At 57.9% G+C, this 18,139-nt stretch carries 14 protein-coding genes; 3 read left to right on the top strand and 11 right to left on the bottom strand.

Features of this window, described 5'->3' with window-relative positions:
• Positions 1–13: 13 nt before the first annotated feature.
• From J3R75_RS09555 to J3R75_RS09545, 3 genes are all read right to left on the bottom strand, one after another.
• On the bottom strand, positions 14–823 hold the full coding sequence (locus J3R75_RS09555; protein ID WP_307261303.1) for a 4Fe-4S dicluster domain-containing protein: 810 nt from the start codon (positions 821–823) through the stop codon (positions 14–16).
• Positions 824–877: 54 nt separating this feature from the next.
• Positions 878–1,864, bottom strand: coding sequence for an SDR family oxidoreductase (locus J3R75_RS09550; protein WP_307261302.1), 987 nt, complete (start codon positions 1,862–1,864; stop codon positions 878–880).
• A gap of 223 nt (positions 1,865–2,087) precedes the next feature.
• On the bottom strand, positions 2,088–3,371 hold the full coding sequence (locus J3R75_RS09545; RefSeq protein WP_307261301.1) for a nucleotide sugar dehydrogenase: 1,284 nt from the start codon (positions 3,369–3,371) through the stop codon (positions 2,088–2,090).
• A gap of 988 nt (positions 3,372–4,359) precedes the next feature.
• On the opposite strand from J3R75_RS09545, the gene J3R75_RS09540 reads away from it, so the two are divergent.
• Entirely contained in the window at positions 4,360–4,983 is a 624-nt protein-coding gene (locus J3R75_RS09540) for a hypothetical protein (protein WP_307261300.1), read from the top strand.
• Between the two features lie 677 nt (positions 4,984–5,660).
• On the opposite strand, the gene rfbA is transcribed toward J3R75_RS09540, so the two are convergent.
• The 4 genes from rfbA to J3R75_RS09520 form a co-directional block, all read right to left on the bottom strand.
• On the bottom strand, positions 5,661–6,524 hold the full coding sequence (rfbA, locus tag J3R75_RS09535) for a glucose-1-phosphate thymidylyltransferase RfbA (RefSeq protein ID WP_307261299.1): 864 nt from the start codon (positions 6,522–6,524) through the stop codon (positions 5,661–5,663).
• Between the two features lie 275 nt (positions 6,525–6,799).
• Positions 6,800–8,464 carry an IS66 family transposase gene (tnpC, locus tag J3R75_RS09530; protein ID WP_307261298.1) on the bottom strand — a complete coding sequence of 555 codons (1,665 nt, stop codon included), beginning with the start codon at positions 8,462–8,464 and terminating at the stop codon, positions 6,800–6,802.
• A 153-nt stretch (positions 8,465–8,617) separates the two neighbouring features.
• Positions 8,618–10,366, bottom strand: coding sequence for an IS1634 family transposase (locus tag J3R75_RS09525; RefSeq protein WP_307261297.1), 1,749 nt, complete (start codon positions 10,364–10,366; stop codon positions 8,618–8,620).
• Positions 10,359–10,688: a DUF6788 family protein gene (locus J3R75_RS09520; protein ID WP_307261296.1), complete on the bottom strand. Its 330-nt coding sequence runs from the start codon at positions 10,686–10,688 to the stop codon at positions 10,359–10,361. Before J3R75_RS09520 ends, J3R75_RS09525 begins: the two co-directional genes overlap by 8 nt.
• A 178-nt stretch (positions 10,689–10,866) precedes the next feature.
• Here J3R75_RS09520 and J3R75_RS09515 point away from each other — a divergent pair, with 178 nt between their 5' ends.
• Positions 10,867–12,213, top strand: coding sequence for an IS4 family transposase (locus tag J3R75_RS09515; protein WP_307260932.1), 1,347 nt, complete (start codon positions 10,867–10,869; stop codon positions 12,211–12,213).
• A 132-nt stretch (positions 12,214–12,345) separates the two neighbouring features.
• A complete protein-coding gene (locus tag J3R75_RS09510) occupies positions 12,346–14,175 on the top strand; it encodes an IS1634 family transposase (protein ID WP_307259221.1) in 1,830 nt (609 codons plus the stop codon).
• Between the two features lie 102 nt (positions 14,176–14,277).
• Here J3R75_RS09510 and tnpB read toward each other — a convergent pair whose 3' ends face one another.
• The 4 genes from tnpB to fucU form a co-directional block, all read right to left on the bottom strand.
• Positions 14,278–14,628: an IS66 family insertion sequence element accessory protein TnpB gene (tnpB, locus tag J3R75_RS09505; protein WP_307261295.1), complete on the bottom strand. Its 351-nt coding sequence runs from the start codon at positions 14,626–14,628 to the stop codon at positions 14,278–14,280.
• Positions 14,628–14,966: an IS66 family insertion sequence element accessory protein TnpA gene (tnpA, locus tag J3R75_RS09500; protein WP_307261294.1), complete on the bottom strand. Its 339-nt coding sequence runs from the start codon at positions 14,964–14,966 to the stop codon at positions 14,628–14,630. Before tnpA ends, tnpB begins: the two co-directional genes overlap by 1 nt.
• 1,180 nt (positions 14,967–16,146) lie before the next feature.
• Complete coding sequence (rfbB, locus tag J3R75_RS09495) at positions 16,147–17,184, bottom strand: dTDP-glucose 4,6-dehydratase (protein ID WP_307261293.1); 1,038 nt, start codon at positions 17,182–17,184, stop codon at positions 16,147–16,149.
• 209 nt (positions 17,185–17,393) lie between these two features.
• Positions 17,394–17,819 carry an L-fucose mutarotase gene (fucU, locus tag J3R75_RS09490; protein WP_307261292.1) on the bottom strand — a complete coding sequence of 142 codons (426 nt, stop codon included), beginning with the start codon at positions 17,817–17,819 and terminating at the stop codon, positions 17,394–17,396.
• Positions 17,820–18,139 lie beyond the last annotated feature (320 nt).

The following is an 18,139-nucleotide window of genomic DNA, read 5'->3' as shown; positions in this document are numbered from 1 at the left end:
TCAACAAGTTACACTATTTTATGCGTACGATTAGCTGGCTTTTTTCCCCCCATGTGACAAGGCGTTGTCTTGGTTCTGAGCACAAAACGTCGAAAAATCTACCCACTAAGTTTCCTGAAGAGCCAATAAATTCGTATTTATAGCCTTGTGGTTTCCAGCCATGATTTTTATTACGAAATGAACATATTGATTGAACGCTTTCTTTACACGTTTGCAAAAATAATTTTAGTGGTTTTTCGGTTGGAAAACCACCACAAATAAAGTCTACAGTAATGAGGTCTCCTGTCACTTTTTTACAATTTAGATAGGACAATAACGCTGCGACTTGACAAGGTGTCCCCGAAAATAATACTGATTTTTTATTTTCTAATTTTTTACAAATTTCTTTATAGATTCCTGTCAAGTCACCCTGTTGATATTTACTATTTTGCAGAAGAGGTATATCTTCAATTTGATTAATTGACGTATGTTTTATTCTCAATTGGTCAATTGTTGCGCCGTATACTTCTCCGCCGTTTTGAATAAATGTCTTTGCAATTGCTCCAAAAACTCCTCCTGACGCCCCAGCCTTTCGCAAAGCTACATCTGTTGACCATGCGGCAAAAGTTTGAACCTCGGCGTTTTCTCTTTCGTAAACATAATCTTTTTTTGCTGGGCACACTTTTGTACATAACCCGCATTGTGTGCAACTAGCATTATCAATTATGGGGTATAACGCATCATCAATATATTGCCCCTGAATTGCATTACTTGGACAGATGTCAGCACATGCAAAACATCCAGTGCACTCTTTTGATTCAACATATTGTTGGATGGTATTCATGCGTATCTACTGGCGTTATCAGCATTTGTTTTATGTTGATTTATACGCAGCATTTCACCGCAGGTTCTGCCAGTACCACTCGGTGGCGGCTTTGAGGCCTTGTTTGGTGCTGAATTGGGGGTCGTAGCCGAGGAGGGTGCGGGCTTTGTCGATACAGGCGAGCGAATGGGGGACGTCGCCGACGCGTTCGGGGCCGTAGGTGGCCTGGATTTTGGCGATGGCCGGATCGAAGGCGGCGAGGTTCTCGCGGAGCGTCGCAAAGAGCTCATTGAGATCGGTGCGCTCGCCAAAGGCCACGTTGTAGACCGTGTTGACGGCGCCGGGCTTGTCGGCCAGGGCCGCGAGTTGGTTGGCCTGGACGACATTGGCGATGTACGTATAATCGCGCGAGAAGCTGCCGTCGCCATTGATCACGGGGCTTTCGTGCTTCATGAGCTTCATCACAAACAGCGGTATCACCGCCGCGTAAGCGCCGTAGGGGTCCTGGCGACGGCCGAAGACATTGAAGTAGCGCAGGCCGATGGCCTCCGTGCCATAGAGCGCGCCGAAGTTCGCCGCGTAGAGTTCATTGACGTACTTGGTGATCGCATAGGGCGACAGCGGCTTGCCAATGACGTCCTCCACCTTAGGCAGCGTGGCGCTGTCGCCGTAGGTGGAGCTGCTCGCCGCATAGACAAAGCGCTTGACACCGGCCTCTTTCGCCGCCCAAAGCATGTTCACAAAACCCGAGATATTCACGTCGGTGGAGGTCATGGGGTCCTGAATCGAGCGCGGGACGGAGCCCAGCGCGGCCTGGTGCAGCACGTAGTCCACGCCGTCGGTCGCGCGCCGACAGGCGTCGCGGTCGCGAATGTCGCCGACAAGCAGCCGAAAGGCCTTGTTCTTCACAAAGGGCAGCAGATTCTCCATTTTGCCCGTCGCGAAGTTGTCCAAGACGACCACGTCATTCTCTTGCGCCAACAGCGCCTCGACCAGATTCGAGCCAATAAAGCCCGCGCCGCCAGTGACTAATACCCTGCTGTTTTGTATCGTGCGTGCCATGAAAGTAGATCTTTCTTTTTCTTTTTTATCCACAGATTCCGCAGATTAACACAGATTATGGCGTCATGTCTTGCCGCTGCGCGGCAAGACATGACGCCGGGGGGGAAGCGGGAAATCAACCTACGGAAGAGGATTTTGCATATCACTGGTCTGACTACATCAGACAGGCAATCTTTACAAAATAATCTGCGTTAATCTGCGTAATCTGTGGATAGAATGTATTTCACAGGCGGGCGTCGACGGCGTCTTTGGGGAGCACGCCTTTGAGATCGAACACGACGGTGTCGGTCCGTTTGAGTGGCTCCAGGTCCATGGCGGCGAATTCCTTATGGGCGACGGCCAGGACAATTGCGTCGTACTTCCCGGCGACGACCATATCCTTCATGGTTGCCATGCCGTATTCGTGTTCGACCTCCTTCGGCTCCGCCCACGGATCGAACACATCCACCATACAGCCGAATTCCTCCAGCCCCCGCACCACATCGACGGCATGCGAATTACGGATATCCGGGCAATTCTCCTTGAACGTAATGCCCAGCTGCAGCACGCGGGCGTTTGCGACGCGCTGGCCCTTTTTGATCATCAGCTTCACCACCTCGGCGGCGACGTACTTGCCCATGCCGTCATTGATGCGTCGACCGGCGAGAATCACCTCCGGCATATATCCCAGCGACTGCGCCTTATGGGTCAGATAATACGGATCGACCCCGATGCAGTGCCCGCCGACCAGCCCCGGCTTAAAGGGCAAGAAGTTCCACTTCGTGCCGGCGGCGGCCAGCACCTCGTTGGTGTCGATGCCGATCAGGTGGAAGATCTTCGCCAGCTCATTGACGAACGCGATATTGAGATCGCGCTGGGAGTTCTCAATGACCTTCGCGGCTTCCGCGACCTTAATGCAGCTGGCGCGGTGCGTGCCATTGAGCAGAATCGCGTTGTACAGCGCGTCCACCGCCTCGGCGATGTCCGGCGTGGACCCCGCCGTGATCTTCGTAATCTTCAGCAGCGTGTGTTCCTTATCGCCGGGATTGATGCGCTCGGGGCTGTAGCCGCAGAAGAAGTCCTGGTTGAAGACCATGCCGCTGCTTTTTTCCAGCACGGGCACGCATTCTTCCTCCGTGCAGCCGGGGAACACCGTGCTTTCGTAGATCACCACGGCGCCTTTTTTCATCACCTTGCCGACGGTTTCACTGGACTTATAGAGCGGCGTCAGATCGGGGTTGTTGTACTTGTCCACCGGCGTCGGCACCGTGACAATGAACACATCGCGGTCACGCAGGTCGTCCAGCGTGGCGCTGTAGCGCAGCTTCGTCGCGGCGGCGAGATCGTCGCCCGATGTCTCCAGCGTGAGGTCCACGCCCTTGCGCAGCTGTTCCAGCCGGTCCTTCTTGATGTCGAAGCCGACCGTGTCGAATTTCTTGCCGAATTCCACCGCCAGCGGCAGCCCCACGTAGCCCAGGCCGACTACCGCGATACGCACACTGCCGTCGTTAATTTTCTGCTTCAGCATACCAGTCTTTCTTTGTTCACTTGTGCCACGACTGTTTTTCATGCCTCTGTTGCTACCTGTGCTACTCCCGGGCGTCGTGACCTTCTCAGCGAATCCAAGCAGCCAAAGGCACCCCGCCGGAAAAACCGCCGGGGCGCCCGCCGGCATGCGCCGGCAGTTTATCATAATCTATAAATAAAAAAACACGCAAATCTGTGATGCCATCTGCGCAGTCATTGTCGTCAACAAATAGCTCGTGCTACCGGCGCGCCCACGGCCCGCCGGCACCGCCGAAGCGCCGCGGCGGCCGCCGTCCCTCTCTTGCCCTTGTCGTCTCGTCTACGCATTCCTGCGCCCCCGCGCCCCGTCGTCATATCCGAAGACTGGCCCACCTGGCCAATTCTTCGCCAACAGCCGACGCCGACCCTACTTAAACTGCAAAAAAAGAAGCCTTACCTTATATCAGCCAGCAGTGATTTCAAGTAATGAATGCATTCCCGGGCACCCCCCCAGTCCTCCGGTAATTGGTCAGTGATTGATAACCAACACTGTGGTGCCTCTACGAGGCACTGCCTGTTGGCAGGCAGCGTCCCCAGGCTAAAGCCTGGGGTTAAGCATGGTTATGCGCCTACGGCGCAAAAACATGGACATTGAATGATGGTGGTTTTCGGCCCGAATCGGACAAAGCACGTCGCCTGATCGGCCAAGTTCGGCCCGGAGGGCCGGACCATGCATAACCCCTGGTGAGGCGCCCGGAGGGCGCCGCAACCAGGGGTATGACAACAATTTAAAATTGCGCCCGGAGGGCGCCACATTGGTCAGATACGTCTCGTCTCACCGCGGTAGAGTGAGGCATGCCGTGCATCCAATATCAATAACTGACCGCTTACCTCCCCCCGTCCTCCGTCCCACATTTTTTCACCTTGATTTCTGCCTCAGCAACTTTATATTCATCAGCTACTCTGAAAAGTCGCTTAAGCGTCATTCATTCACCCAGATTGCGACCTATATGACTCCCCACCAGTATCAGCTCATCGCCGTACTATTGCTCATTATCTTCGTTCCCCTGAGCCGCCTGCTGTACTCGTTGTGGAAGAGCATCGCCTGCGTCGTGATTGCCACCGCCGCCTGGGCCTACCTGGGCTTCTCCGTGCTCCTCCAGTGGTTCGACCGCACCGGCCGCGCGCAATCCGAAAAGGGCTTTGCCATCTGGTGCATCGTGGTCTTCGGCGGCATTGCCCTCATCGCTTTCATTGCGGACCTCCCCGCGAAAATCGAAGACTACCGCAGCCGCCAACAACGCCGCAAAGACCGCTCGCGCCAGGTCGGCCGACATCTCACCAGCGACGACACCGGCCGCCTCTCCGCCGAAGAAGTCAGCACGAAACTCCGCAAGATGGCCGAGGCGCAAGCCGCGCAGACCCAAGCTACTGCTGATGCTGCCACTGCCACTGCCGCTGCTACTCCCTCCGTCAACATGACCCGCCCCATCACCAGCGCCGACGCCGATGACATGAAAGCCGAACTGGCCAGTCTTAGGAACGAAGTGGCCCGCAAAGACCGCCTCATCGCCCAGCTGACCGAAGCCCTCATGCAGCAACAGGGCGCCCTCCCCGGCAACTCCCCCAAATAACCGCGCGCAGCCATCCCCCAAAAAAACACCCAGGGACGGAAAAGAGCACCCGCTCTCGTCCGTCCCTGTTTCTTTCCCCACCCTCTCCTGCCTTTCTTCGCGCCTTCGCGCCTTCGTGTGAGGCCACAAAAACATCCCCCACCCGGCGGCGTGACTTGCCGCGTCAGCGGCAAGACACGCCGCCTGACATGGGATAGAGAGGGGGGCGTGGGGGGAGGGGAAGGGGCGAGCCCCTTCCCCTCCCCCCACAAAACCCATCCCTTCCCCCTGCCTTTCTTCGCGCCTTCGCGCCTTCGCGTGAGACCACAAAAACATCCCCCACCCGGCGGCGTGACTTGCCGCGCAGCGGCAAGACAGGCCGCCATAATCTGCGTCAATCTGCGTAATCTGTGGATAAAAATATCCACCCGGCGGCGTGACTTGCCGCGCAGCGGCAAGACATGCCGCCCAACATGGGATAGAGAGGGGGGCGCGGGGGGAGGGGAAGGGGCGAGCCCCTTCCCCTCCCCCCACAAAACCCATCCCTTCCCCTTGCCTTTCTTCGCGCCTTCGCGCCTTCGCGTGAGGCAAAAAATTCTCCCCACCCGGCGGCGTGACTTGCCGCGCAGCGGCAAGACATGCCGCCATAATCTGCGTCAATCTGCGTAATCTGTGGATAAAAAAAAGCCCATCCCGGATTATTTCACCAGCCGCAGCAGATATTGCCCGTAGTCGGTCTTAAGCATATCCTTGATAGCCACCATCACCTCCTCGCGCGACATCCACCCCTTCTGCCACGCAATTTCCTGCAGACATGCCACCTGCAGCCCCTGCCGCGTCTCAATCGTCCGGATAAAATTCGCCGCGTCGAGCATACTCTCGTGCGTCCCCGTATCCAGCCACGCGTATCCGCGCCCCAGCCGTTCCACCTGCAGCGCCCCGCGTTGCAGATAGGCGTTATTCACCGCCGTGATTTCCAGCTCGCCGCGCGCCGACGGCTTCACGTCCCGCGCGATTGCCACCACATCATTGTCATAGAAGTACAGCCCCGTCACCGCGTAGTGCGACTTCGGTTCTGCCGGCTTTTCCTCAATCGACACCGCGCGCCCCGCGTCGTCGAACTCCACCACGCCGAAGCGCTCCGGGTCCCGCACATAATACCCGAATACCGTCGCGCCCTGTTCGCGCGCGGCGGCGGCGCTGAGCATCGCCGGCAGATTCGCGCCGTAGAAGATATTATCGCCGAGCACCATCGCCACGCGGTCCCGGCCAATGAACTCGGCGCCGATAATGAACGCCTGCGCCAGCCCCTTCGGTTCTGGCTGCACCGCGTAGCTCAGCCGCACGCCGAAGCCCGCGCCGTCGCCTAGCAGCCGCTGAAAACTCGCCTGGTCTTCCGGCGTCGTAATCACCAGTATGTCCCGGATACCCGCCAGCATCAGCACGCTAAGCGGATAATACACCATCGGCTTGTCATACACTGCCAGCAGCTGCTTCGACACCCCGAGCGTAACCGGATGCAACCGCGTACCCGCTCCCCCAGCCAACACTATGCCTTTCATACCCATTCCTTCCTTTCAATTCGACTTATTCGCCTTGGACGTCTTGGACCGCTCCTGGCCCCACCGCCGTCCCGGCGGCTTTCATTGGCGGCGGCGCTAATCCTGGGACCGCCGCCGTCCCGGCGGCTTTCTTTGGCGCCGGCGCTGGGGCGTAAGCGTTCGCCCAGCCCATATCCCCGCATGTGTTTCGCGTGATTACATTAGCACCTGAACGCGAAAAGCCCCGTTCCGCGTGAAGCGGATCGGGGCGGTGGCGCGATAGTGTGCGGGTGGTGTCAGTTGCGTGCGGGAGTCCAGTTGTGTGGCAGCAAGGAGTCAATGTCGTCATGCCGGGTAGTGCCGAGGCGAGTGAGGACGTCTTCGAGCCAAGCCTTGAAGTCGACCTTGTTGTCTTTGCAGGTGGCCACGAGGCTGGCGATGATGGCGGATTTTTCGCCGCCGCGTTCGTTGCCAACAAAGAGCCAATTTTTTCGTCCCAGTGCCCAGGGGCGGATCGCGTTCTCGGCCGGATTGTTGTCGATGTTCACGCGTGGGTCATTCAGGAACACGGAGAGCTCCTGGCGTTGCTTGAGCGCGTAGACGGCGGCCCGGACGAGCATGGAGGTCGGTGGCAGACGCCGGCGGACGATGTCGTCGCACAGCGCGAAGAACTGCTCGACCAGCTCCGCCGAATTGGCCCGCTGCTTCCGGCGCGTCTCGACCAGGGCCGGGACGACGATGGCGATCTCGCCGCCGGCCCGCGCGGCCTCGGCGTCCTTGACCTCGTCAGCGGCCCGCGCCTCGTTGTCATACATGATCCGGATCAGCTTCAGGGCCGTCAGACGCTGCTCGTTGTCCAGTTCGGGCACCTCGTAGAACTTGCGGCGCACGTGCGCCCAGCAGGCGGCGCGGGTTCCGGGCAGCTTGTCGTAGCCCGTATAGGCATCACTGATGAATATACCGGCGTAATTTCCGAGGATTTTTTGCGCTTCGCCCTGACCTCGCCCGGGCGAAAAATGAAAGAGGGTGATCGGCGGGCCGACGCCGGTCTTGCGCACCCAGAGGTAACACTTCTGACATTTTCCTTTCGCCAACATTCGCGCGGAGGTTTCATCGGCGTGAATGACGTCGCTTTTCAGCAGCAGGTCGGACATGCGATCTATGATGGGTTGCACCAGAAAGGCGATCTTGTCCGCCCAGTCGCACATGGTGCCGCGGCTCAGAATGATGCCCTCGCGTTTGAGGTCTTCACTCTGGCGGTAGAAGGGCATGTGGTTGACGAATTTCTCGTGGAGGACGTGAACGGGCACGCTGATGTCGAAGTGGCTGCGGTCGGAGTCTTCGGACAGGACGTTCGGCAGCGGCGGCGCCATCACGACGCCCAGCTCAGGCTGGCCCGGCACCACATACTTGGCGCGCTTGATGACCAGGACGTAGAAGGGAGGACGGTACTTGAGCATTTTCGAGATGTCAAAGCCAATGAACTCCTTCCCGAGTTTATCGGCTTCGGGGATATCAAGAACGAGTTCCTCGCTCTCGAGTTTATCGGAAAAAGGAACGCTCTTGGCATCCTTGTCGGCGGCCTTTTGCGAGCGATCATGGCCCTGGACTTTGATCGTGGCCGGTTCCGGCTTGGGGGCCGTTTCCGACAATACCAGGCCCGGCAGCAGCGGGGTCTTCTCGTCGACCACGCGCTCGGAACTCCTGCCGAAGAGCCGCTTGTTCAGCCAGGCCAACTGCAGTTCCAGTTCAGCCAGGCGCTGGAGGGATTTTTTCAGCGCATCGCGCAACTCGCCCGTCTCGGCAGTGGCGATCTGCTGGATTTTCTGCAGCGTTTCACCCAGCTGGACGTTCTCGGCAGTGGCCTGCAGAAGCTGTTCACGCAGGCGGTCGTTCTCGGCGGCAAGTCGCGCGGCGCCGCCGCCAGAAAAGTTGCTAAAATGAAACGTATCATTTTGCATGCCAATAACTTACATCAAAAACAAATACATGCAAGCAGGCACGCAAAAAAAGATGGCGAAAATCACATTTTTTTTGAGAATCTTTCACAGCCGTCCCATAACTTCCCACATTTCTCACTTTTTCATGCACCGAAACCACGCATTTTTCCCTTCTCACGATCGCTCTTTCAGAACTGGTTTGCACGCATAGCCTGGCGTCGTAAACACTTCCATCGTAAGGCCCAATGCTTCCAGGTAGGCGGTGACGTCATCGCTCAAGTCCCGCGCCAGCATTCGCGTTCCTTGCACGAGCATGATCTGTAGCCCTCTGAACTTGGTTGACATTGCGTAGGCCGTTGGCCTTTTGGTTAGTTGCTGGTTGAGTCCCACGAGGGTGCCACCGGTATTTGCCAAGTGATTGCGCATGGAACGCTCAATCAAGCGCCAGATCAGCAGTGATAGAATGAGGATGATTCCGAGCACGTCGATGCGCTCGGCCTTCTTCAGGAACATGTCGTTGACGATAAGCGGGTCTTTCAGGAAGGCAAAGTTGTTTTCCACGCCATATTGTCCCTTGTAGGCAAGGAACAGGCTTTTTGCGTCCATCGCTCCATCTCCTGCCAACGGAATGTTCGTCAGCAGGACGAAGCAGCCGGCACGTTCTTCCTCGCGTTTCACTCCCTCCTCTTTTTTTCGGATAGTCGTCTTGAGCGTGTATTTGGGCCGAGTCTGGATGTTTCCGTTCTTCGGTGGGCGCCCGCGTTTATTCGCCTCAGTCTGTATGACTTCAACATCCAAGGCATGCATGTGGTCCGATCTTTTGCGCAACGCCTCGGCCGCTTTCTCAGCGTCGGCCTGGCAGAAGAACTCACATTCCTGCTTCTTGAGCTGTTTCTCCAGATTCTGCCGCGAGGCATTGACCGCTTTCTCCAGGCGCTTCTGCATTCTGCGATCATGCGAGTCGGAATGGACGATGACGGCGCGGTATTTCATCCCGTAAAGAGTGACGTGGCTTTCGGCCACGCGATAGTCGGAACAAGGCCTGCTTACGGGTGACGGCAGCTCGGACAAGGTGCCAAGCTCAACCCATTTCCCTGCGTCGACAGCCTCGCCGACGACTCGGTCGCATTCCCGGTATACGCCTGGAAGACGAGTGACAAAGGGCGTCGACGAAAGAAGCTCCAGATTGGGCTCGGTGACCAGCGCGGAGTCGGCCACATAGGTGAAGGCGCCCTGGCCAAGTCCATGTTTGGCCATCAGCGAGGAGATTTTCGTCAGCATCTTGTTGTTGTTCGTCTTGTCGGAGGCGTTGCCGTCTATGCACCTGCCGAAAATCGGCACGCCACGCTCGACGCAGAGAAGTTCAGCCATCACCTGCTTCAAGTCGGGGTTGTGGTCCTTGCTGTGACCGTAGGTGACACAGGGAGCTCTGGGCGTTCCGTCGTCGGCAGGCGCATCGTCGCTCTTGTCATAGTTGGCGTATTCGCCCCACACGCTTATGGACGTCGTGTCGAAGCTCAGATGGGAACAGTTGATGTGGAAGGTCTTGCAGGCCGAGATGGCTATCTCCGTCAACATATTCGAGGACCCCGCCGCGAAGATGGCGTCAAGAGCGCGCCCAATGTTGGTATCGGAAAAATTGTGGGCGGCGTGCTTTTCACCAAGCAGCAGTTCACTATCCTGCTCCTCCATGAATGACTCCAAGTGGTAGAGAGGGGAGCGACCGCTGAGGGTATCCAGCACCATCGCCTGGACAATGGCCCCGGGCTTTACGTCCATCCTGGTGTCCACGAAGCCATTGACGATGTCCTGCAGATGAATCGCGTTGCAGAATGCCGCCACAACCGGAAGATGGTCAACGCCACGCACCTCCATGCTGCGAATGGCGGCAAGAAGCTCCGGGGACAACGTGGTGTCAGCCATTGTTTTTCTCCTGAAGAAGTTGCACGTTGATGGCGCTGATGCGGTCCAAAAGCGTCAGCGCGCGTTTGTATTCATCCACATACTGCACGGCCAGCTCCCGCATCTCCTTGGGGATGTACTTCTGCCGCTGCTTCCCGTTCTCATTGACCACGACGCACATGACCGGACCATGCTTATGCCCCTGGTGGCATTTGCAGTTCGCCCGTGAACAGACGGTGTACCGCTCGACGATGGAACCATGGACCACGTGTGGAAGGCGGGCAAGTTCCGCCAATAGGGCGGAGCGTTCAGCAAGCAGTTGTTGGTGAGTGGCGTTTGACATGCCTATAATGTCGTATATAATATGCGACATGCAAGTGGGCAAATAAAAAAACCGCGAGAAAATAGACGTTTTTTTCACGGTTTTGTGTGAGAAATGTGGGTAACTTGATGGTGGCTTCGTAAAAAAAAGGATTCACGGCATCTTAATGGTAGCCTAGTAAGCAACCATAGGAGGTACCATGAATCCACTAAAAAGTACTGTGTCAGTCCTCGCGCAGATTGCAAGCTGGATACCTGACCGGATTATCGACAACCTCGCCAAAAAGTACAAAATCCAGACACGGGCCTTCAGCGCCACCAGCCATGTAATGGCTATGCTTTACGCGCATCTGGCGCATTCATTAAGTCTGAACGACATCTGTGACAGCCTCCACAACCATGCCGGCCCCCTTGCTCAGATACGCAACTGCACGCCTCCGAGCAGGAACGGTCTCTCTCACGCCAACAAGACCCGCAATGCGGATATGGCCGAAGAACTGTTCTGGAAGGTATATGAGTCACTGTCAACCCGTTACCCCGAGTTCCTGACCTCCAGCCGCAATTATCCCGGTTTGCCCTACCGCTTCCGGACAAGAACCATTCGCGCCGTTGATTCAACCACCATCAAACTGACGGCATTTAATATGGGCTGGGCCCAGCACCGACGCCAGAAAGCGGCCGCCAAGATGCACACGGCGCTGAACATGCGCTCGTTCCTGCCGAACTTCGTCCTCGTCAAAAGTGCAAAGGATTCTGACCCGAAAAGCGCCTGGGAACTGTGCGCCGACATGAAGGCCGGAGAGGTCGTGGTATTCGACAAGGCCTATGTTGATTTTAAGCATCTTAAGGTCCTTGACACGCGCGGCGTCTCCTGGGTGACGCGGGCCAAGGAAAACATGCTCTATGAAGTTATGGGACAGCATGCGACTGGGAAACCGGAGGCGTCTGATCCCGTCAAACATGCGTCCGCCTCCTCAGAACCCGAGACAGATACGGCTGAAGTTATGGGACAGCAAGCGCCCGGCAAGCGCCGCTATGTCCGCAAGAAATGCAAGGTGTTGTCAGATGAGCGCATCAGGCTGATAGGGGTGCAGACCAAGGACAATTACCCCGATGACCTGCGGCTGGTCACGGCAGAGGTCGAGGTGAAGGGGAAGATGGTGGTGATGACGTTTATTACCAACAACTTCGAGTGGTCGCCGTTTTCCGTGTGCCAGCTCTATCAATGCCGTTGGGGTGTGGAGGTGTTTTTCAAGGAAATCAAACAGACGCTGCAGCTGGCCGATTTCCTTGGATATAACGAAAATGCCGTCCGCTGGCAAGTCTGGACAGCGCTGCTTGCCTATCTCCTGCTACGGTTCGTCGCTTGGTACAACAAGTGGAAGCGCCAGTTCAGTCGGCTCTTTACCTTGTTGCGTGCCGTGCTCTGGAATTACTTCAGTTTGCCCAGTATCATCGAGTGCTGCGACACGAAGCGGGAGCGGCGCCATATTATCCGGGGAAGTCCGGAAAAAGCATATCAGCTGTATTTTGAAGGGATGGTATAGTCTCCTAAACTTTTCATAATTTTTGAAAAAATAAAGTAACTACAAGCTTTTTGAGCTTGTTTTTTTGTTTTCTGTAGTTACTTTGTCTTGTTAACAGGAGTAACTACACCAGCTCCTGTCAAGGAGGCGCGCATGTCATATATTGTCCAGCAACGTTTCGGCAAAGACCGCGTTCATGTCTATTTGGTTGACAGCCATCGGGTGGAGGGCCGGACCTATCCCGTGCAAAAACGGGTTTATCTTGGCGTCCTCGACCAGGATGCATCGGACCTGCTACTGGGCAGGAGCTGCCCCGAGCCCACGGCGGAGCTTGTCGCCCTGCTGCAGGCCAAGGGGATCAGCTACAGCGGGCGCAAGGTCGTCCATGCCGGGCGCAAGCGCCTGCTTCGCGAAAGGGAGATTGTGCTCAAGACCCTGACATCCTGTCACGACGTTGAACTGGGCCGCGTCTCTCTGCTTGCGCGACTTGCCGGCGACAGCGGCCTGCATGGCTCCCTGATACGCGCCTTTGGCGAACAGGACGCTCAACGCATTTTGGCCGCGGCCATTTTTGAGTGCTGCGAAGGGGGCGCGCTTTGCCGTCTTGAAGACTGGGCTGACGACACGTCTTTGCGCGACGCAGACCTGTCGTTGTCGCCGTCGTCGATGACTCGGCTGCTTCAGCACCTCGGCGAGCATTCGGACCTGCGTAACGACTTTTTCCGTGCCTGGTTCAAGGCCAGCGGCAACCCGAAAGCTCTGATCAGTGACACCACGTCCATCTCCAGTTACGCGGAAAAGCTCTGCCTGGCCGAATGGGGACACAATCGTGATGGCGAACACTTGCCGCAGGTCAACCTGAATATGGTCTATTCGCGAGAGACGCATCTGCCGTTGTTCTACAGGCTTATACATGGAAGCATCGCTGATGTCACTACCTTGATAAACACCTCGCAAGCCATCTCCAAGCTCGGACTGTCGGCCTATACCTTCTCCTTGGACAGAGGTTTTTTTAGCGCCGAAAACCTGCATTACCTTCACAACGAAAAGCTGGGCTTCACCATCGGGGTGCCTGTGAGCAACAACCGCGAGGCGCAGCGGCTGCTGGATAAAAACCGGCTGAAGTTCCGTTCCTTCAAAAGCATAGTCACCTTTGATGACACGACGCTGCACCACGCGGCGGATACCTACGTTGTGACCAAACGCGGGCGAAAAGGCGAAAAAGACAGCTGGTTCGCCGCCACGGCCCATCTCTTTCTGAACAAATGCGAACGAGCCAGGCAGGAACGCGAACTGGCAGAACTGCTTCACGGTATCATGACGGACTTTTCGCGCACATCCTTCTCCACGCTTGAGGACGCCCAGGCGTGGCTGACAGCGACAGCGGGCAAGAGCAAGGCAGACCTCTTCTCGGTCAGGAAGGCCACCCGCGGCCCGCGCGAGGAAGGCGATTGCGCGGCCATCTCGAAAGATGGCGATTTCCAGGTCTGCGTTGCTGAAAAGACCTACGCGGCAACGATGAAAAACCTCGGTATGTTCATGGTGCTCAACAGCGATCGCGAAGCCAACGCCGAAGAGACGCTACGGGACAACCGCAGCCGGGACTGCCAGGAAAAGGTTTTCGACATCCTGAAAAACTCAACGGGCAATGATCGCCTGCGTTCCGCCGGCGATGACAGCGTGGAGGGACGGCTCTTCCTCGCCTTCATCGCCGTGACCTTGTTCAAGTTGCTTGAGAACGCGCTCCGCAAGGCTGATCTGCTAGGGCACGTTTCGGTCAACAAGGCCCTTGACCAGGCACGGAAGCTCAGGGCCGTAGCCTACCCCGATGGTTCCAGAATCGTGGCCGAAGTGCCGCTCAAGGCGAGGGAAATCTTCGAGGTCGTGGCCCCGGGGATGCTCACGGCACTCGCCGTCGACCCGGGAAGCGCTACTGCCACCGCCAGACGATGGCAAAATAATGTAGTTACTTCCAAGAGATGAAAAGTTGAGGTAGTCTCCTGGCTAAACTTTTCCACACACAAAGAAGGTGTCTTGAAAAATCAGGCGGCCTCGTGCTCGCATGTGCCCAAAAAACAGGTAATTTCAGTGACTATGGGACGGCTGTGAGAATCTTTTGTAGTACGCGCCCGGCTTCACGCCATCAAGCATGGCGTGAAGATCGCGCAAATCAAGCAGCAGACGGTCGCCGACGGCTTTGGGCAGGTTGAATTGCCCCTGCTCAAGGCGCTTGCTCCAGATGGTGTAGCCGTCGCCGTCCCAGTTGAGGATTTTGATCAGCGTGCGCCGGGCGTTGAGAAAAACGAAGAAGTGCCCGGAATCCGGACTCTGGGCGAGCAGCTGGCTGGAGGCCGCCGCCAGGCCGTCAAACGACTTGCGCATGTCCACGGCCTGGTGGCAAATATAGATGCGTGCGGATGGCGGCAGGGACAACATCAGTCCGCCTCCAGACCCGACAGGACGGCCAGCGCCCGGGACAGCACCGACGGATCGAAGCCGGCTTTCAGACTGATCCGACAACGTCCGCACTCAATGGCCACGCCGCTGTCCGCGACCTGCCGCGGCGGCTCGGATAGCTCCACGAGCGAAAAAGTCGGGGCAGGCGCATCCGGGACGGACAAGCCGGCGGCGCCGTCAATCGTGGCCAGGCGGCGACGCCAGTACACCGCCTGATGATAGTTGAGCCCCTTGTCGCGACAATAGCGACTCAAAGGCATTCCGGACGACGAATGGGCGGACAAGGCGTCACGCCAGGCAGTTTCACGGTCGGTCATTGGGCAGTCTCCTTGCTTGGTTTCAGGACTGCCAATTAACCTAAACGCATCAGAATTTCCTGCTTAATGGGCTGGGCGAGCGCTTACGCTGGGGCGAGGACTCACGGACTCATGAGGCATGATCCCATGGATTGGACTCCGGGGACTCCTGGACGCCAGGGAATGACGCCCGACGCATTGGACTCCTTGACGACGCCTTGACGCCCTGGACCACTTGCCGACGCCTTGGACCGCTTGGACCAATTAGCGCCGGCGCTGGAGCGAGGACTCACGGACTCATGAGGCATGATCCCATGGATTGGACTCCGGGGACTCCTGGACGCCAGGGAATGACGCCCGACCCCATGGACTGATTGGCCGACTCCCGCGACTCCTGGGAGCGTCGCCGTCCCTGGGTTTCGCCCCGGGCCGGACGGATTACGTCGCCAGATTGGCCAAGTTCGGCCCGGAGGGCCGCACCATACATAACCCCGGGTGAGGCGCCCGGAGGGCGCCGCAACCCGGGGTATGATAACAAGTTAAAATTGCGCCCGGAGGGCGCCACACTCTTCCCTTCTTCCCAAGCTCGGGGCGCAGCCCCGAGCTTGTCTTCTTCGCGCCTTCGCGCCTTCGCGTGAGGCAAAAAATTTCCCCCCATTCCTCCCACCCGGCGGCGTGACTTGCCGCGCAGCGGCAAGACAGGCCGCCCCCTTCCCCTGTCTTCTTCGCGCCTTCGCGCCTTCGCGTGAGGCAAAAAATTTTACCCATTCCTCCCACCCGGCGGCGTGACTTGCCGCGCAGCGGCAAGACAGGCCGCCTTGAGATGGGATAGAGAGGGGGGCGTGGGGGGAGGGGAAGGGCCCACGGCCCTTCCCCTCCCCCCACAAAACCATCCCCACCCGGCGGCGTGACTTGCCGCGCAGCGGCAAGACAGGCCGCCCTCTTCCCCTGTCTTCTTCGCGCCTTCGCGCCTTCGCGTGAGGCCCAAAAATTTCCCCCCTTCCTCCCACCGGCGGCGTGACTTGCCGCGCAGCGGCAAGACACGCCGCCTTGAGATGGGATAGAGAGGGGGGCGTGGGGGGAGGGGAAGGGCCCTTCGCTTCGCTCGGGCCGCCGCTTCGCGGCTATCCGACTATCCCTGCACCTGCGGTGCAGGTCTGCGGCCCTCGACCCTTCTCCTCCCCCCACAAAACCGTCATCTTTACCCCTTCCCGAGCCGTTCGCCGGCGTACTTCCCCTCGCGGATAGGCCGCCACCACCAGTCATTGTCCAGATACCACCGCACCGTCTTGCGCAGCCCCGTGGCAAAATTTTCCTTCGGCACCCACCCCAGTTCCCGGCGGAGCTTCTCCGCGTCGATCGCATATCTCTGGTCATGGCCTGGCCGGTCCTTTACGAACACAATCTGGTCCGCGTATGACCCGGCGTTCTTCGGCCGCAGCTCATCGAGAATCTCGCATATGTCCCTCACCACCTCCAGGTTCGTCCGTTCATTATGTCCCCCGACATTATACGTCTCGCCCTTCTCCCCCTTCTGATTAATCACCCACAGTGCCCGCGCGTGGTCATCGACATACAGCCAGTCCCTGACATTATCCCCCTTCCCGTATATTGGCAGCGGCTTGCCATCCAGCGCATTCAGTATCACCAGCGGTATCAGCTTTTCCGGAAAATGGTACGGCCCGTAGTTATTGGAGCAGTTGCTGATCAGCACCGGCAGCCCGTAGGTATGCCCCCACGCCCGCACCAAGTGATCGCTCGCGGCCTTGCTGGCCGAATATGGCGACCGCGGATCGTACGGCGTCCGCTCCGTAAAATACCCCTCCGCGCCCAGCGACCCGTACACCTCGTCCGTCGATATATGCTGAAACCGAAAGTCCCCCCCGCGACGCTGCCAATACGCCGTCGCGACATTCAGCAGATTCGCCGTCCCCATCACATTCGTCTGCACAAACTCCAGCGGACTATCTATGGACCGGTCCACATGCGACTCCGCCGCCAAATGCATGATCGTGTCCGGCTGAAATTCCTCGAACAGCCCCGCCACCGCGGCATCACCGATGTCCATCTGCGCAAAATGATAACGCGGCAGGCCCGACACTTCCCGCAGGCTCTCTAGATTCCCGGCGTAGGTCAGCTTGTCCAACACCATCACCTCACACGCCGTCTCCCGCAACAAATACCGCACCAACGCCGAACCAATAAAACCCGCACCACCCGTAACTATTACCCGCGTCATGGCCACTCCTGAAATATGAAAGACCCACCGTCACCACACAACAATGCCGCTTGCCCGCCAGAAAACAAAACGGGGGAAGCCCGAACCACCGCCCGGCCTTCCCCTCGACACTATTCACGTTTTCCCCACCATCATCCCAACACGCCCCCCTTTTTTACGCTCCCCCCCGCGTCATGCCTACCCGACCTCGCTGCCTGCTCATCTCTGCCCTACAGCACGCAGCCCTTTTTCAGAATGACATTAGCATAGCGCGCGGTCTCGCCCGTGGCCACAATGGCGTATGCCTGCCGGGCCCGCTCGTAGTAGGCAAAGCGCTCAAGCTGCACCAGCGCCGTCTGCGGCGAATGCTTTTTCAGCAGCGCCTGGTACTCCGGCCATATCACCGGTTCAACCGGATCACCCGGCACCACCGCCATCACCACAAAAGACGACGCGTCGTAGCTGTCCAAAGGAAACAACGGTAGTATCCCCGACAACAACGCCAGCATCCCAATGCCATCCGCCCGGACCAGCCGCCGCGCATGACTCGCCGCCGGAAAATTGCTGTCCGCCAGCACAATCTCATCGCCATGGCCCATCTCACAAAGGACCTTCAATAACTCAGGCGACAGCAATGGCGATATGCCTGTTAACATAACCTGCTTACTCCCGACATAATTCCTTAGCCAACCACCAGGCCGGACAAGTTCGCCCAGAACGGCCAAAGCCAACCGCCAGATTGGCCAAGTTCGCCCAGAGCGGCCAAAGCCAACCGCCAGATTGGCCAAGTTCGGCCCGGAGGGCCAAAGCTAACCGCCAGATTGGCCAAGTTCGGCCCAGAGCGGCCAAAGCCAACCGCCAGATTGGCCAAGTTCGCCCAGAGCGGCCAAAGCCAACCGCCAGATTGGCCAAGTTCGGCCCAGAGGGCCGGACCATGCATAACCCCGGGTGAGGCGCCCGGAGGGCGACGCAACCC

Origin of the sequence: Oligosphaera ethanolica (assembly GCF_030814695.1) — a bacterium.
Classification (GTDB): domain Bacteria; phylum Verrucomicrobiota; class Lentisphaeria; order Oligosphaerales; family Oligosphaeraceae; genus Oligosphaera; species Oligosphaera ethanolica.
Note: the sequence above shows the minus strand (reverse complement) of the source record. Positions and strands in the feature narration are given on the sequence as shown.

Excerpts from the sequence above, each read along its gene's own strand:
- J3R75_RS09555 (WP_307261303.1), bottom strand. The coding sequence starts at position 823 with ATGAATACCATCCAACAATATGTTGAATCAAAAGAGTGCACTGGATGT.
- J3R75_RS09550 (WP_307261302.1), bottom strand. The coding sequence starts at position 1,864 with ATGGCACGCACGATACAAAACAGCAGGGTATTAGTCACTGGCGGCGCG.
- J3R75_RS09545 (WP_307261301.1), bottom strand. The coding sequence starts at position 3,371 with ATGCTGAAGCAGAAAATTAACGACGGCAGTGTGCGTATCGCGGTAGTC.
- J3R75_RS09540 (WP_307261300.1), top strand. The coding sequence starts at position 4,360 with ATGACTCCCCACCAGTATCAGCTCATCGCCGTACTATTGCTCATTATC.
- rfbA (WP_307261299.1), bottom strand. The coding sequence starts at position 6,524 with ATGAAAGGCATAGTGTTGGCTGGGGGAGCGGGTACGCGGTTGCATCCG.
- tnpC (WP_307261298.1), bottom strand. The coding sequence starts at position 8,464 with ATGCAAAATGATACGTTTCATTTTAGCAACTTTTCTGGCGGCGGCGCC.
- J3R75_RS09525 (WP_307261297.1), bottom strand. The coding sequence starts at position 10,366 with ATGGCTGACACCACGTTGTCCCCGGAGCTTCTTGCCGCCATTCGCAGC.
- J3R75_RS09520 (WP_307261296.1), bottom strand. The coding sequence starts at position 10,688 with ATGTCAAACGCCACTCACCAACAACTGCTTGCTGAACGCTCCGCCCTA.
- J3R75_RS09515 (WP_307260932.1), top strand. The coding sequence starts at position 10,867 with ATGAATCCACTAAAAAGTACTGTGTCAGTCCTCGCGCAGATTGCAAGC.
- J3R75_RS09510 (WP_307259221.1), top strand. The coding sequence starts at position 12,346 with ATGTCATATATTGTCCAGCAACGTTTCGGCAAAGACCGCGTTCATGTC.
- tnpB (WP_307261295.1), bottom strand. The coding sequence starts at position 14,628 with ATGTTGTCCCTGCCGCCATCCGCACGCATCTATATTTGCCACCAGGCC.
- tnpA (WP_307261294.1), bottom strand. The coding sequence starts at position 14,966 with ATGACCGACCGTGAAACTGCCTGGCGTGACGCCTTGTCCGCCCATTCG.
- rfbB (WP_307261293.1), bottom strand. The coding sequence starts at position 17,184 with ATGACGCGGGTAATAGTTACGGGTGGTGCGGGTTTTATTGGTTCGGCG.
- fucU (WP_307261292.1), bottom strand. The coding sequence starts at position 17,819 with ATGTTAACAGGCATATCGCCATTGCTGTCGCCTGAGTTATTGAAGGTC.